The sequence below is a fragment of the Desulfobacterales bacterium genome (assembly GCA_028704555.1).
Classification (GTDB): domain Bacteria; phylum Desulfobacterota; class Desulfobacteria; order Desulfobacterales; family JAQWFD01; genus JAQWFD01.
The window spans coordinates 44,326-59,314 of record JAQWFD010000012.1 but is presented as its reverse complement, the minus strand read 5'-3'; the positions used below and the strand labels follow the sequence as shown (position 1 = coordinate 59,314).

Below are 14,989 nucleotides of genomic sequence, written 5' to 3'. Positions count from 1 at the left end.
ATACTGTATGAGAATTAAAGAACAAATGCCGTTTTCCCCTGCTTAAACCTTCTGGATCGTGGAACGTCCAAGAATCCCGGCAGGCCGGAAGATAAGGATCAATACCAGCAGCAGAAATGCAAATACATCTTCATAATCGCTGGACACATATCCCGTGGCGAAGCTCTCCGTACAACCCAGTACCAGGCCGCCGAGAACAGCACCCGGGATACTCCCGATGCCGCCCAGCACCGCCGCAGTAAAGGCTTTGATTCCGGCGATAAAACCGATATAAAAATTGATCATTCCGATATGGGAGGCAATCAGGACCCCACCGACTGCCGCAAGGGCTGAGCCGATTACAAAGGTGGTGGAAATCACCCGGTTGACATTGATCCCTACCAGCATGGCCATATTTCGATCCTGAGCCGTAGCCCGCATGGCTTTGCCCATTTTGGTAAATTTGATAAGAACCGTCAGAAAAATCATGACGGCGGCCGTTATGACCAGAATTAACAACTCGGGCGTGCCAATGATGTGTGAATAGGGTTCCCAGAACTCGAAATCGGGAATCAGACTGGGAAAGGGAAGAAAATCGGATGTCTGTGCGAGAAGCACATAATTCTGAAGGAACATGGACATTCCAATTGCACTGATTAAAGGGGACAGTCGCGGGGCATGCCGAAGGGGTTTATACGCAATCTTTTCCACCGTATACCCGTAGGCAGCCGAATAAATAATGGCCAGTGCCGTTGCCAGCAGAAAAACCACCACATAATTCAATCCCATCATATTGAAAATACTGGCAGCGATAAGCGCCGTAAAAGCACCGAGCATATAGATTTCACCATGAGCGAAATTAATCAGCTCGATGATTCCGTACACCATGGTATAGCCCAGGGCTATCAGTGCATATATACTCCCGCGGGTAAGGCCTCCAAGGAAAAGCTCCAGAAAATAATCCATCTTAACTCTCTCGGCTCCTTAGGGTTCGCTCAAAAATAAATTCGCTTATGTATCAAGGCACCTGTCTGTCAAGACACGATAACGCACACTCCGACACATTCAAGGCTTTCGCAACGCAGCCGGGCAGGATGCATCGGCGCTTATAATGTAAAGTTATTTTTGAACGAGCCCATAACATCACACCGGCTCTTAGATCTGATGCAACGGTTGTTATCAATATTTCGATATCCATTTCAATATCAGGGGGGACAGTTATGATCATCCCCCCTGGTCAGCGCAGGATCGTCTTACGCGCTACTTGATTTCGACATAAGTGCCATTTTGTACCTGATAGATGGCAAAGCCAACTCCGATGGCATCACCTTTTTCATCAAACCGGATTTTCCCGAACGGGGTATCCACATATTCGGTTCTCAATGCCTTTATAACGGCATCATAATCCGTACTGCCGGCTTTTTCAATGCCATTGACCAGGGCCAGGGTAGCCGTATAGGCATTAAGAAAAAATGCCCCCGGATCCGAGTTATATTCTGCTCGATGTTCTTCAATCGCCGCTATGGCCATGGCATTGCTGGAAACATCCTGGGGGCCTGTGGCATAAACGCCCTCTGCATATTTGCCGGCGACCTTGATGAACGTGTCATCCTTTACGCCATCATCTGAAATAAAGGGGGTTTTCATCTTTTTCTTTCGCATCTGCATAACGATTTTCGATGCTTCCGGATGATAACCGCCAAAAATAACGGCATCGGCCCCGGAACGTCTGAGCTTCTGAACAACGGCCGAATAATCCACTGCTCCGGGAGTAACACCTTCAAACAGCACCAGTTCGGCCTTACCGGATTTTTCAATAAATCCTTTTGCGAACTCGGCCAGACCTTTTCCATAATCGCCCTTATCATGCAGAACGGCAATCTTCTTTGCTTTCAGCACATCGATAGCAAAGTCCGTCTGGATTTTTGCCTGAGCATCATCGGAAGCAATCGTTCTGAAAAAATTCGGGTATTCTCCGCTTTGAGTCAGATCCGGAGTAGTGGCCGACGGTGACATGCAGATAATTTTTGAATCCTTATAAATACCCAGCGCTGCCTTGGTAGCGCCGCTGCAGATGTGCCCCATCACGATATCAACGCCCTGAGACAAAAGTTTGGTTGCCGTGTTGGTGGCAACTTCGGGTTTACACACATCGTCTTCAACCAGAAGTTCAATTTGTTTGCCCAGAATCCCGCCTTTGGCGTTGACTTTCTTCACCACCAGTTCAGCTGCCTTGACTGACGGAAGCCCATAAGAGGCCAGATCACCACTGTGGGCACCGGGCACTCCGATTTTAATGGTATCGGCCGCAAATCCTGGACTTGATATCATCAGAAAAAAACTCCCTACCATGCCCCCAATCAAAACCAATTTTTTCAAATTTGGTTTCATCGTCTTGACTCCTCTCTCTTATATGTTATAAATTTGGTAACTCACGCACACCTAATAACTTTTATAAGTTTCATACTATAATAATATGTGTTAAATGCGTCAAGATAAAAGCTTTTTCATTATAAAAACATCTTGCTGTACGTAAATTATATTTGTAATAAGAGGCAGATGGATCAAGGCAACCATCCATTCAGCAAGTTATATACTGTTTGCATCGTCTGCGTTTCATGCAAATTGCATCGGAGTCAAAACTTGAAGAAAATAGGACTATACGTAAAGGTTGACAAAAACGCCTGTAAAAAGGCTGATGATTTTCAGCTGTGGCTGCGCGATAAAGGCTATGAGGTTGTCCGTGAAGAAAGCATACCTCCCAGCCGCCAACTGGCGAACAGACACCTTTCAGCTGCACCGTCCGATTTAATCTGTGTATTTGTGCTTGGAGGAGATGGGACGTTTTTAAGCGCGGTTAACTGGATCGGGGATCAGGACATCCCCATCCACGGGATCAAATTCGGCGAAGTCGGCTTTCTAGCCGAAACGTCTGCCAACGACCTGTTTTCGTCCGCTCAGGCCATTTTAAACAACCAATTTACTATCAAACACAGAATGCGGCTTCGGGTCAATGTCCTCCGGGAGGGAGAAGATTTTGCCCGGGAAACCGTTCTGAATGATATCGTGATCAACAAGGGGGCTCTTGCCCGACTGTCCTATATTAAAACCTATATCAACAATCACTTCCTGACCGCATACCGGGCAGACGGTCTGATTGTTGCCACGCCAACCGGATCCACGGCATACTCGCTGGCTGCGGGCGGCCCTGTCATTCATCCTGCAGTACCCGGAATTATCATGACCCCCATCTGTCCGTTCACATTGACCAACCGGCCCTTAATTGTTCCGGATTCGGTCAAAATCGAAATCCGGCTGTCCGAAAAATCATCTGATATCATGATGACCTTTGACGGTCAGACCGGCCTTGAAATTGACGAAAGGGACACGATTATCATTACAAAAAGCCCCCATCCGGTCCATATGATGGCCATGCCGAATCGTCACTATTTTGACGTTTTAAAGGCTAAGCTGAGATGGAGCGGCAGCCGGGTATAGGGGCGCCCTACGGGCGGATTGAAGAGCGCTATCGCTTGAGGAGCACTTCGTTTGAGGCAAAAGATAAAAAGCGAGAAGCTTCTATCGTATAACATCCGCAAGGACGCAAAGCTGCCCCCTCAGGGCTGTAACCTACTGATAGAATTAATCCAAAAAATAGAAATTCCCATACTATACACTTATTGAAATGATTGAATCCGGCGAAAATACTCGGTCCGACAGGCATTTTCAACAGAAAGCAGCTGATTGAACGGTTCGTTAAAATCCTCATCGCCGATTGCAAACAACCCGTGCCCGTAAACGATCACCGCCAAATGCCCCTTGATGGCTTCAGGAACGGTATGGCAGAGACCATACGGGCCGGAGCCCACCTCCCCCGGAACGACCGGAATGTTGCAGACGTATCGCTGTTGAGGACACCGGATATGACACTGGCCCCTGACCGGACAGCGATCATCGCTGCAGTCCATTGACAATATGACCGAAAACTTCGGATGTCCGTGAAGTATCGCCCGGCACCGGGTCTCACTGATAATTCGAAGATGGGCCGGCAGCTCACTGGAGGCGGTGATGGCCGCGCAGGATGACCCGTCTATCGGGCATGGATCTATACATCCGCGCAGGTGATCCAGTGACGCCCCGGTCTGACTGATATAAAGAATCCGGCCATCGCAATAGGAAATATTTCCGAAATACGAATCCACCAGACGTTTTTCCACCGTCAGACTGCCGGCTTCTTCCAGTGCGGCACGGATCGTATCCTCGTCATCAAAGGGCCCCTTCCTCAACGACCCGTTAAACTCCGGAGGGGACTCAAGCAATCCGGAAATCCGGGCAGCCACAGCCTTATATCCCGCATCCGGCATGCCTTTCCGACACCGGGACAGATAATCTGAAAAAAATTTGACAAACGATGCAAAGCACACCGATGAAAACGTAACGTATGCCTGCTCAAGGCTGACGGTACCGCAGGTGATCACGCCGATACCCGGCAAAACCACGCTTTTCCTCCGAATGAGCTTTTCTGCAATTTTAATCGGATTCAATTGATGTAACACCGGAATGTCATGCAAAAATGTCCGGCTCTCGCAATCCTGGGGCAGAATCCAGTCGCCCGAATTTTCTGCCAGATAATCAATGATGGTCCGGTAGGGTTCCGCCGGCCGGGAAAAAATCAGCGAATTGATGCTCAGCCGGGAAAATAGCGTTTCCAGCAGCTCACAGACGCCGTCGTTTTTATTCCAGTCCAGCGTGGCATCCAGACTGCCCAGAACGGCATCTCCGGGACTGACCAACCCGCTTTCGTAGAGTTTATTTTCATATATCTGCAGAGCACTTTCCATTTATCCGGATCTTTCCATGTCATACAACGTATACAGGTTCTGCGTTATACCAGCCCCAGTTCTTTTGCTCTGGACAAAACAGGCATCCCGTTTTCATCCAGCCCTCTGACAGTATAATAATCGGCTAACGCTCTCATAAATCGATCCCGGTTGATGGGATCATTTTTCTTTGTCGGGCTGATATATCCGGGGGTCTCGAAAAACCGGGACGGCAAATCGTCATCAGCCTTGCCAAATCCGTTTTGGGCATTCATCATCCGTTCCAGATAACAGATTCGCTCTCCGGTCTTCAGTAAATCCTGGCCATATACCTGAAGGCCGGTAACCGCAGAAAATACTCTGGCGTATTCCTCCAGCGTGGCGGCAAAAAAAACAAATTTGCACACAGTTAATGAGTCCACTACCGCATTGACATCTTCATTGATCTTGATAATCCTTGCTTTTCCCTCAAAGGAGAACCGGTCCGTCGCTACGGGTTTTCTCAGAATTTCATGGCTGATGGGATAGGCCCTCAAATGGCAAGCCCCACGTGTTGATACGGCATAGGCCAGTGCCATCCCGTAAGCGCCACGGGGATCATAGGCGGGAAGTTCCTGTCGTTTAACCGCCATGGCAAATTCCGGGCGATTATGCTGTTGCGCCATCCGGGCAGCACCCACCCCCAGGTCCCTGCCCGGATTTTTTTGCGTCCCCGTTTCCGACAAAAGCCGTAGAATTTGTTCCGGGGAAAGCCGTTTTTCTGTAATTTCCGCATAACACGCCAGTGTAACCGCCGCCGAAATCGTATCCATTCCCAGATCGTTACAGATCCGGTTTGCTTCAATTACTGTCTTCATATCGCAGTTTCCCAAAAGCGCGCTGAAATGAGACATCGTCTCAAATTCAGGGATATGGATTCCGTCCCGATTTTTTTTCTTGCACCGGATATGACACCCCCGGCATCCGGTCTTGACAGGATGGTACTGCTTCGCGTAAGCAACCGCATTCATCGATGAGGCGCAATGGAACCGGCTGTTACGGAAATTATCGGTCGGCATCATGCATCGGGCATCCATCAGATCATACAACGCCCCCGTACCGAACCGGGAAATTCCGAAATGGCCCATAATCGCCGGAGAGGCTGCAACCAGGCGCAAAATGTCTTCCTTTGCCCGCCGCAATTCTTCCGAATCATAAATGCCTGTTTTACCCGTCCCCCGCACCGTGATGTATTTAAGTTTTTTGGAGGCGAAAACCAGCCCCAGGCCATTTCGTCCGGCTGCATAATGACCGTCAATGATCACATTTGAATACAGTACGCCGCGTTCGGCAGCCGGCCCGGTTACGGCAACCGCCCCTTTGGGTTTAAAAATCCTGCAGGCGTCACTGGTGGACATGCCCGTCACAGATTCCGCCGAAGCAAACCGGATCGCATGATCTTCAATCTCAATACCGCAGGGCAAATCACTTTTGCCTGTAATAATAATGCCGTCAAAACCGGCGCTTTTAAGCTGTACGCCCAGAGAGCCGCCTACCGAGCAGTCCCCGATCGTACCGGTCAGTGGCGAGCGCGACATGATCGTCATCCTGCCCGAAGTCGGTGACGGTGTATTCACAAGAGGCCCGGTAAATAGCAGAAGCGGCATATCCGGATCATCCCAGTTCAAGGTTATATGATCCCTCAAATAAAAACCGGCAAGCCCCCTGCCCCCGATAAATTTCATTAAGGTTTCAGGGTCGGGAATTTCAACGGTCCACTGCTTTGATGTTAAATCAATTCGTGCAATTTTACCACACCAGCCGCATGGAATCCGGTTAACAGCCATCAGAACGCTCCTGTTTATGTCAAGCCAATATCGAAGCACTTAAAAACACGTCAAGTCGGTAACGCAACGCTATGATACTATGGATACCGTTTTTTTCAAGCAGCAACAGTTTTTTTATAATTCCGGCTGTTTTCCCGGTTCATCCCCCCAATAAAAAACCCCGCCGATACTGCGACGGGGTTTTAACTTCAAGCTGTGCTTGAACGAAAACCGGAATCAGGCGGCAACTGCGCGTTTTTTCCACATTTCTTTTATCTTGTACCACCAGATGAGACTCAGGAACCAGGAATAGGAAAAGGTGCCGATGGTAACGAGTACAAAGACTTTGATAATATCCGCGGTATCCCCCTGCAGGGAAAAGCCGGGCACATATCCGAACAGGAAGGGGCCCAGGTAGAGAAATTTGGCAAATTTGAATGATGAAAAAGCGGTTCTCCACATATTGGCCCTTGCAATGGTTGCACCGGCAAACGCCGCGATACATACCGGCGGGGTGATATTGGAATCCTGTGAAAGCCAGTATACGATCATATGCGCCGCGACTTCATTGACGCCCAGATGAGTCAGCGCAGGTACTGCAACCACGGCCGTAATCAGATATGCGGCCGTCACCGGCACGCCCATCCCCAGGAAAAGAGATGCAAACGCGATGAGCAGAATCGTTAAAAACAGTTTACCGCCGGCCAGCTGTATGACGATGTCCGCAAAGGTCAATATCAACCCGCTGTATGTCAGCACAGAGATGATAATACCGATCACCCCGATCGTTGCCCCGATTTTGAGGCTGCTTTCAGCCCCTGACCGGGATGCCGCAACAAAGCCTTTCAAATCGATCCGGGTCTCCTTTTTGACCCAGCTGACCGCTATGCAGCTTAAGATACCGATGATTGCGGAAAATCCCGCTGAATAGCCTTTCAGCATAAACCCCGTGATGAGAATCAATGGAAGCATATAGTACCATTCGGCTTTCAGGATACTCCACGGGCTGAATTCGGATTTTACCCCCCTGATGTTGTGGGCTTTGGCCTCGTAATGAACCATCACAAACACACTGAAAAAATACATGAACGCGGGGAACAGCGCAATCAGCATGATCCTGGAATACGAAACGCCCGTAAGCTCCGCCATGATAAATCCGCCGGCTCCCATAATCGGCGGCATGAACATGCCGCCAATGGATGCCGCCGGCTCGATTGCTCCCGCGACATGAGGACGGAAACCGGCTTTTTTCATCAGAGGAATGGTGAATGCGCCTGTAGATACCGTATTGGCAATGGCGCTTCCTGAAATAGAGCCGAACAATGCGCTGGCAATGACCGCCACTTTTGCCGGCCCGCCGGTTCTGTGCCCAACCGCGGCAAGCGGAAAGTCCATAAAAAATTTCTGTGCCCCCGACTTTTCCAGAAACGATCCGAAAAGGACAAACAACAGCACATAAGTGGCCACTACATCGGCCATAATTCCAAATACGCCATCACTCTGATAAAAAATGGTGGTACACATCCCGATAAAACTGTCTCCCGGATGAGCGAATAATTCAGGGACATAGGGTCCGTACACGCCGTAAGCAATCGCCACAGCGCCTAAAATGACAAACACCAGTCCGATCACCCTGCGGGCGACTTCTATTCCTATCAGAACACCGGCCACCCCGATCAGCTGGTCCGTATACGTTTCCGCGCCTGCACGATAGTTCAGCGCTTCAAAGTTCAACATCCAGTAACCACAGAATATAACAGAACCCATGATAAGCAGATAATCCGCCACCCGCATGATTCTGCTTTTTGAACGATACAGAAGAAACACGAGAACATACGTAATGATAACCAGAATCCCCCGGTGATACTGGGTCGATGCGGGTCTGATGATAGCCGAAAAGGAATAAAACAGGACCAGGCCTACGGATAAAATATCAAACGCCAGTTTTTCTACTTTATTTAACCTATCGTACACGTTTAACCTGCCTATTGCATATTATCTGAAAGTAAAAAAGAGAGGCGATTCATCTTCACCTCCCTTTCTAATATCCACTTTTATTTCACCACCCCGTTTTCTTTCCAGAATTTCTCGGCGCCGGGATGAAGTGGCGTAACGATCCCCTTGACACCGCCGGCAATCGTCATTTCCTTGGCGGATTTATGAATGCTGATCATATAGGCCAGCCCTTCTTTGGCAAATACCGTCTTCATCAGATTATAAACCACTTCTTCAGGAACCATTTTATTGGCAATCCATATGGTGGAATCCTGAAACGTAACAACATCAGCAACAACCCCTTTGTAGACATTTGCAGGGACAATCACCTTTGAAAAACACGGATATTTTTCAAACAGCCCGACCGATTCGCCGTCTTTGTAGGTATTGATCAGATTGATATCGGTCTGCAGCGCCGCCTCAAGAACCGAAGCGTTCGGAAAGCCCGCCAATACCCAGAATCCATCCAGCTGATTATTTTTGAATGCATCTGCCGCCTCACGATACCCTAAAAAATTTCTTTCGATTTTATCCCAGAGTCCCATCGCCGTAAAATATGTCTCACAGCTGGCTGCAGCGCCAGAACCCGGCGTACCGACTCCGATTCGCCTGCCTTCCAGATCACAGGTCGATTTGATATTGGAATCCGCCTTCACGATCAGCTGTGCCGGTGCACCATAAAGATAGGCCAGCGCCAGAATATTATCATATTTTCTTGTATCCTGTTTGAGCGTTCCATTCCTGCCCTGGAAAATATCCCCGGAATAAGCAACTGAAAAATTTGCCTTTCCCGAGTGTGTCAGACGAATATTTTCAACCGAGCCCCTGGATGAACTGGCCAGGACATTGATACCGGATTTTTTGGCAAGAGTCGAAATGCCACTTGCATAGTATTGATACGTTCCGCCGGAAGGACCGCCGGAAAACCTGTATACGCCTGCAAAAGATTCTGTTGCGATGAACAATGACACGATGAACAGAATAAAAACGCCTGACCATATTTCTTTTAAAAAATTTCTCATCATTCTCCTCCTTAATAATTTTCATCCGGCTCAATCACTTTATCCGACCGCTTTTTTCAAATGGCCGATAAGGTATATGATTATATTTCATATCGACTGATACTGAGCCTTATCGGCAGAGACCATTTGCACAGAAAAACAGGAAAATAGATGAATGACACCATGCTATCTTCAAGTCATCAAGCAGTAACACATTAAGATAATAATTTTACTCGAATTTTTTGGACGTTACCAAGATATTCAAAGGAAAGCAATACCCAAATATCTGCACTCAGTTGACTAAACAAGTCTCCACCGCGTTATCCCTGATATGGATGCAACGTATCGCGCATTGAATCAATGGTCTGCGGACTGGCTGAGAAGCGGCCGTCACTGGCAGTGAGCACTTTGTTTAAAACGAAAAACAAAAAGCGTTTATCTTATAGCATTCTAAATAAAGCAAAGCTTTCGTCCCTCAATCTCAGCATCAATAAGTCTGCAACCTGCAGATAAAGCCAATCGAAAAATGAAAAAATCCAGGGGGGTTCTTTCATCGGGCATCTCGTCATTGCCGCACAGATGGAATGACGAAAACGGGATGTAACGCTGTAACAATGAATTTGGCCGAAGTTGGAACCCAGCCCGAAATCCCTATGCTATATTTTATATTAAAAGTGGGGCTTGATCATAACTGCGGCCATATTCTCTTACGTGTAGTTTCGAAGCCCCGGCCATTGCCGGCGTACGACATGGCACGATCGGGGGAAGCCGGAAACGGCCGGGACGGTCCTCACGACGTTATGGCCGCAGTTATGATCAAGCCCTAAAAGTGGATAATTTTTTCGAATTTTTTTCTGATATTATAGGATGGGTTGGCTTTGCGGTCTGAACCGATTTTGCGGGAATGGGAACAAGTATGACTGGATATTAAAGATAGCAATTCATTGAAAAATACGGATTTTGACTTATGTTTCCTGAAACCGGAAGCTATTTTGAAAAAAATATAACTTCTGATGGTTACAGAATAACCAGCCTTCATGATTTTCAGTATGCCGGCGGATCAGGCCGGCACACTGGAAAAAAGTCTGCTCATGGACCGAACGGCAGTCCTTTCAACACCTCTTTTGCGGTTTCTTCAAGCGGCTTTAACGTCTTTTTCAGAGCTTCTTTATCGGTAATCGTTTTTGTTATATCCGGGATGTCCGGCACTTGTCCCTCAAGCTTCTGTTGAATCATCCCTTTGAGATCCGGCCGGAATCGCGGCGATGAAAAAGACCCGCTGACCAAAATTGGCACCATTATTCCGGAACGCTCCACGGTATCTCCCTGACCGATCAACGTGGCTACGAATTTAGGCTCGACCCTGAAATCAAGCACCTCTTTGACCAGATCCGCATCGCCCATGGCCGTTATCCTTATGACCGGAGACATGAGTCGGGCATTGGCGGTATGCACCCTGCCATTGCTGATATCGAACGGAACTTCAATTTCGGAAAAATCGGTCCGGGGTTTTTCCTCCGGCTTTTCAGCCAACCCGAATGCCGCCTGCGCGTTCCGCACCATTCCCGCCAGATCTATGCCTTTTACCGCTCCATCCAGAAAACGAATATTTCCGTTTCCATTCAACGTGCGTTTTATGCTCTCGGGCGCATCTCCGGAAGCATCAATAGCCACTTTGGCTTCCATCGCGCCTTCGAGCACATCCAACTGCATGACATCGCCCAGCAACGGCCCCACCTGAATCTGATTCGCCGTCAGCTCGACATGAGTGCCCGGAATATCCTTTTGGACATTGATTCCGGCGCTGCCCTCGATATGTCCCTGATACAGGTCAAAAGAGAGGCTGCCGAGACGAATGATACCATCTTTAGCGTCTGCCTTCAGTTTCACCTGCGCCAGACGCGCGTTAACGGCTTTCAATTCACCAATACTGACCGCGCCATTCAGGGCCATACGACGCAGAGGCGAATAATCCATCTTTTTTTCACCCGAAACCGATGGAGATTGGGGTGCTCGCCCCTCCTTTGCTTTCCCCGGTACCACCGGAGGAGGAAGATAGCGGTCAACATCTATCTTATCCAGCTTTACATCAAATGTCAGATCGGGTTTTGCAAAATTTTTTACCCTGAGATCAAACTCGAATCGGGAATCATCTAAAATCGCCACAGCCGATGTCAGATCAACCTTCTGCGTATCCCCCTTCAATTCGGCCTTGAGAGATACGCGATCAAGCACGTCCGGGGCCGATGTTTTAACCGGAAACGGTCTTTCCGGAAAAACCGCCCCCATCAGACGACGGGGGGAAAACGAAGCCAGATCTATTTTTAAATCATACCGGGGAGAATCCACCCAGTCGGAAACCGTTCCACTGACGTTCATATGAATCTGCTCCGCAGCCTGTACAGTGATTTCCACAGGCAAAGCATTTTTGCCGATATCTTTGCCAACTGGTCCGATGGTTCCCTGCAGGGAAACCGGAACCTGTGCGATCATTGCCGATAAAATCAGACGGATCGGACGGTCAAACGAAACATCTTCAAGATCAAGACGAATATCCGTAATTTCTTTTTGTTGTTTTTTACCGTGATCAACCCACAGCAGCGAACCTCCGCTAATCGAAAACTCACCGACCGCCAGCGACTTAATCGAGAACCCGCCGCCCCCCTTTTTGGCCGGCGATGGCCCTTTTGGCACTTCCGGTACGACAACCGGTTCTTTTTCCGGTTTAAATTCCCAGTTCACTCTTCCATCGGCAAGCGTTTCCAACACGATTTGAGGACCTTTCAACACAAACCGCTTCACCTGAATATCCCTGAACAGCAGAGGAATCAGCTTTACTCTCGCCTCAAAGGATTTTACCGTCATAAAGTTTTTTTCCCTGAAATCCGGAGGGCTTCCTATCGAAAGATCCGTAAACGATATCCCGGCCCATGGAAATAATGACAGCTGCAAATCCTTTCCCAGAGAAAAAGGCCTCCCGATGGCCTTCGCCACCTGCTGTTCTATCCGCGGTCGATACTGTTCCATATCCACCAGTTTTGGAATAAATATCAGGGCCGCCAGCACGATTACAACCAGTGCGCCCACACCCATCGCAATCCATTTGATGATTTTATTCATAACCCGACCTCCTGAAACCGCCTTTCAATTATCTGAAATATTTGATAATTTTTAAATCAGCGTCCTGCGGACCGGAGAGCAAAGCTCCCGCCCTTCAAACGCAGCACCCCTCAGCCTGAAGTCTGCTGATAAAATCAATCGAATAATGAAAATTTCTATACTATCCAGATGAAAAGCGGGGCAGACAGTTCGCCTGCCCCGGCAACATATCGTTTTCCCGGATTTCAGGCACGCATTATATGATTAATCAATCGGTTTTAACTGCACCCGCCTGTTTTTTGATCTTCCCTCTCTTGTTTCATTCGAATCAATCGGCTGCGTCAAGCCATAGCCCCTGATCATCAGCCGATCCTTCTCAACGCCTTTTATTACCAGGTATTCCATGACGGATCTGGCCCGTTTTTCTGACAATGTCTGATTATACGGTCCCGTACCGATATTACAGGTATGCCCCTGGACTTCGAACGTCAATGAAGGCGACTGTTTTAAACACCGCAGCAGCCCTTCAAGCGCATCGTAATGCTGAGGGGTGATCTTCCATTTATCAAATTCAAATTGCACGGGGTTGCATACCCAGCAACCCACATCATTTACGGCCGCGCCCCTGGGGGTATCCGGACACTGATCCAGAGCATCGGAGACACCGTCGCCATCCGTATCGATAACCAATGGACAGCCGTATCTGTCGACCCGGACACCCGCGGGCGTATTCGGGCAGCGGTCCAGGTCATCGGAAATACCATCCCCATCCGAATCCACCGGGCACCCGTTGCTATCGACCGTAACCCCTTTGGGCGTACCCGGACACCGATCCAGTTTATCCATGATCCCATCGCCGTCAGAATCTTTCCCTTCCTTTAAAAATACCCGTTCAACAAAATTTGCCATCCCCTGGCCCGTGGCGATATCCTCGGCATTAAGCGAAAATCCGCATTCCCCGGCGGTTGCGATCTTTTCCATCAAAATCTGGCCTGCAGGATCATCGCCCACCAGTACCGTATAAATGCACAATTTATCCCCAAATCGACCTTTTATGCGTTTGGCAGCCGCCACCGGCGTTTCATTCATATCCTTTCCATCGCTGAAAATAATGAGCGCCGTACTCCCCTGGGCCTGGCTCAGGTCTTCTTCAACAGCCTGAACAGCCTCACGAATGGGACTTGTACCCCCTGCACAGGACACCTTTTCAAGCCCCGCATCCAGTCTGGATTTTGTGTGGGTATCCAGGGGATTGATCAGCAGGGTTAATTCTTTCGGCAGACAGGCCCCATGCCCGAACGTTCTCAGTGCCCCGTTGATTTTCAAATCCGGCAGTGCCTGATTCATCCGCCGAATGATTTCTTTGGTAAAGGTAAATTTGCTATAATCCTTATATTTGTATGCGGTTGACATGGATTGAGATGCATCCAGGATAATCAGATAATTATCCACCTTTTGCACAAACGCACCGGACTGAATTTTTGAATTCAGACCAAACGGTTCAAAAAAAGGCGCTTCCTGAACAGGTGCTCGAGCAGCGCAACCGACCATCATTAAACCGAGAATAAAAACAAGAAGCTGCTTAAAGGTTTTTGCTATCATTTTTCCCCCTCTTTGTTTACCGATTAGAATCGACCCCCCTATCCACGACCCGACTCAAGAATCTCATTAATTTTCTTCAATGGTGAACTTTACAATGCGTTGTAGAGCCTTTATTCAAAATCTGAAAAAATGGGCGCCCGCTGGCAGTAAACGAATCCGGGACAGGATGGATTGGATTAGCAGATGATTTGAGAATTCCCCCTCAATCTGGCTGGCCTCTCCATATCCGTTGACGTCCATGCCTGTTCAACCCGGCCCGGCGGTTATAATGGCAATGATCAGGACAGCACAAGTTGTCAGACCACGATGTATTACGATCGTATAAAAAGGAACCTTTGATATGAACGGATCAAGATGATAAAGAGTGAAGCAATGACCAAATGAGGCATATATATACGTTAACTATATGCTGGGCACATGAACATGTCAAGCTGCAAGGCTTTATGCCGGGATCCCGATTTTTCACACCGGACATCATGCAAAATCATTTTGGATACTGCAATTAAAATCACTTCGCCTTCCCTGAGCTTCAGGACCCCTGCCCCCAGGCAAGTAAATTACAAATATAACTTGACTATAGCTAAAATACATCGCATTAAAATGCGCAGCTTACCGTAGGAAAATCCTTGCGTTTCAGCAAAAAATACATATACTTTCCCAAAGCGTTGAGCCCGCAGATGGCTATGTA

At 48.4% G+C, this 14,989-nt stretch carries 9 protein-coding genes; 1 reads left to right on the top strand and 8 read right to left on the bottom strand.

The window, feature by feature from the left end:
- Window positions 1-42 precede the first annotated feature (42 nt).
- Both PHQ97_06355 and PHQ97_06350 read right to left on the bottom strand, forming a co-directional pair.
- Window positions 43-945, bottom strand: a complete 903-nt coding sequence (locus tag PHQ97_06355; protein MDD4392356.1) for a branched-chain amino acid ABC transporter permease LivH — start codon at window positions 943-945, stop codon at window positions 43-45.
- A gap of 294 nt (window positions 946-1,239) precedes the next feature.
- Entirely contained in the window at window positions 1,240-2,310 is a 1,071-nt protein-coding gene (locus tag PHQ97_06350) for a branched-chain amino acid ABC transporter substrate-binding protein (protein ID MDD4392355.1), read from the bottom strand.
- A 312-nt stretch (window positions 2,311-2,622) separates the two neighbouring features.
- Between PHQ97_06350 and PHQ97_06345 the strand changes: the two genes are divergently transcribed.
- Entirely contained in the window at window positions 2,623-3,477 is an 855-nt protein-coding gene (locus PHQ97_06345; GenBank protein ID MDD4392354.1) for an NAD(+)/NADH kinase, read from the top strand.
- Window positions 3,478-3,656: 179 nt separating this feature from the next.
- Here the strand turns inward: PHQ97_06345 and PHQ97_06340 are convergent, their stop codons facing one another.
- From PHQ97_06340 to PHQ97_06315, 6 genes are all read right to left on the bottom strand, one after another.
- Complete coding sequence (locus tag PHQ97_06340) at window positions 3,657-4,820, bottom strand: class II aldolase/adducin family protein (protein ID MDD4392353.1); 1,164 nt, start codon at window positions 4,818-4,820, stop codon at window positions 3,657-3,659.
- Between the two features lie 44 nt (window positions 4,821-4,864).
- Window positions 4,865-6,625, bottom strand: coding sequence for an aldehyde ferredoxin oxidoreductase family protein (locus PHQ97_06335; GenBank protein MDD4392352.1), 1,761 nt, complete (start codon window positions 6,623-6,625; stop codon window positions 4,865-4,867).
- Between the two features lie 216 nt (window positions 6,626-6,841).
- Entirely contained in the window at window positions 6,842-8,578 is a 1,737-nt protein-coding gene (locus PHQ97_06330) for a TRAP transporter fused permease subunit (protein MDD4392351.1), read from the bottom strand.
- 80 nt (window positions 8,579-8,658) lie between these two features.
- A complete protein-coding gene (locus tag PHQ97_06325) occupies window positions 8,659-9,624 on the bottom strand; it encodes a TAXI family TRAP transporter solute-binding subunit (protein ID MDD4392350.1) in 966 nt (321 codons plus the stop codon).
- Window positions 9,625-10,689: 1,065 nt separating this feature from the next.
- Window positions 10,690-12,720 (bottom strand): AsmA family protein, encoded by a 2,031-nt coding sequence (locus PHQ97_06320; GenBank protein MDD4392349.1) that lies wholly within the window; start codon window positions 12,718-12,720, stop codon window positions 10,690-10,692.
- A 243-nt stretch (window positions 12,721-12,963) separates the two neighbouring features.
- Window positions 12,964-14,301 carry an OmpA family protein gene (locus PHQ97_06315; protein MDD4392348.1) on the bottom strand — a complete coding sequence of 446 codons (1,338 nt, stop codon included), beginning with the start codon at window positions 14,299-14,301 and terminating at the stop codon, window positions 12,964-12,966.
- Between the last annotated feature and the right edge of the window lie 688 nt (window positions 14,302-14,989).

What these genes read in the sequence shown, in the direction of transcription:
- PHQ97_06355 (MDD4392356.1), bottom strand. Translation starts at nt 945, where the DNA reads ATGGATTATTTTCTGGAGCTTTTCCTTGGAGGCCTTACCCGCGGGAGT.
- PHQ97_06350 (MDD4392355.1), bottom strand. Translation starts at nt 2,310, where the DNA reads ATGATATCAAGTCCAGGATTTGCGGCCGATACCATTAAAATCGGAGTG.
- PHQ97_06340 (MDD4392353.1), bottom strand. Translation starts at nt 4,820, where the DNA reads ATGGAAAGTGCTCTGCAGATATATGAAAATAAACTCTACGAAAGCGGG.
- PHQ97_06335 (MDD4392352.1), bottom strand. Translation starts at nt 6,625, where the DNA reads ATGGCTGTTAACCGGATTCCATGCGGCTGGTGTGGTAAAATTGCACGA.
- PHQ97_06325 (MDD4392350.1), bottom strand. Translation starts at nt 9,624, where the DNA reads ATGATGAGAAATTTTTTAAAAGAAATATGGTCAGGCGTTTTTATTCTG.
- PHQ97_06320 (MDD4392349.1), bottom strand. Translation starts at nt 12,720, where the DNA reads ATGAATAAAATCATCAAATGGATTGCGATGGGTGTGGGCGCACTGGTT.
- PHQ97_06315 (MDD4392348.1), bottom strand. Translation starts at nt 14,301, where the DNA reads ATGATAGCAAAAACCTTTAAGCAGCTTCTTGTTTTTATTCTCGGTTTA.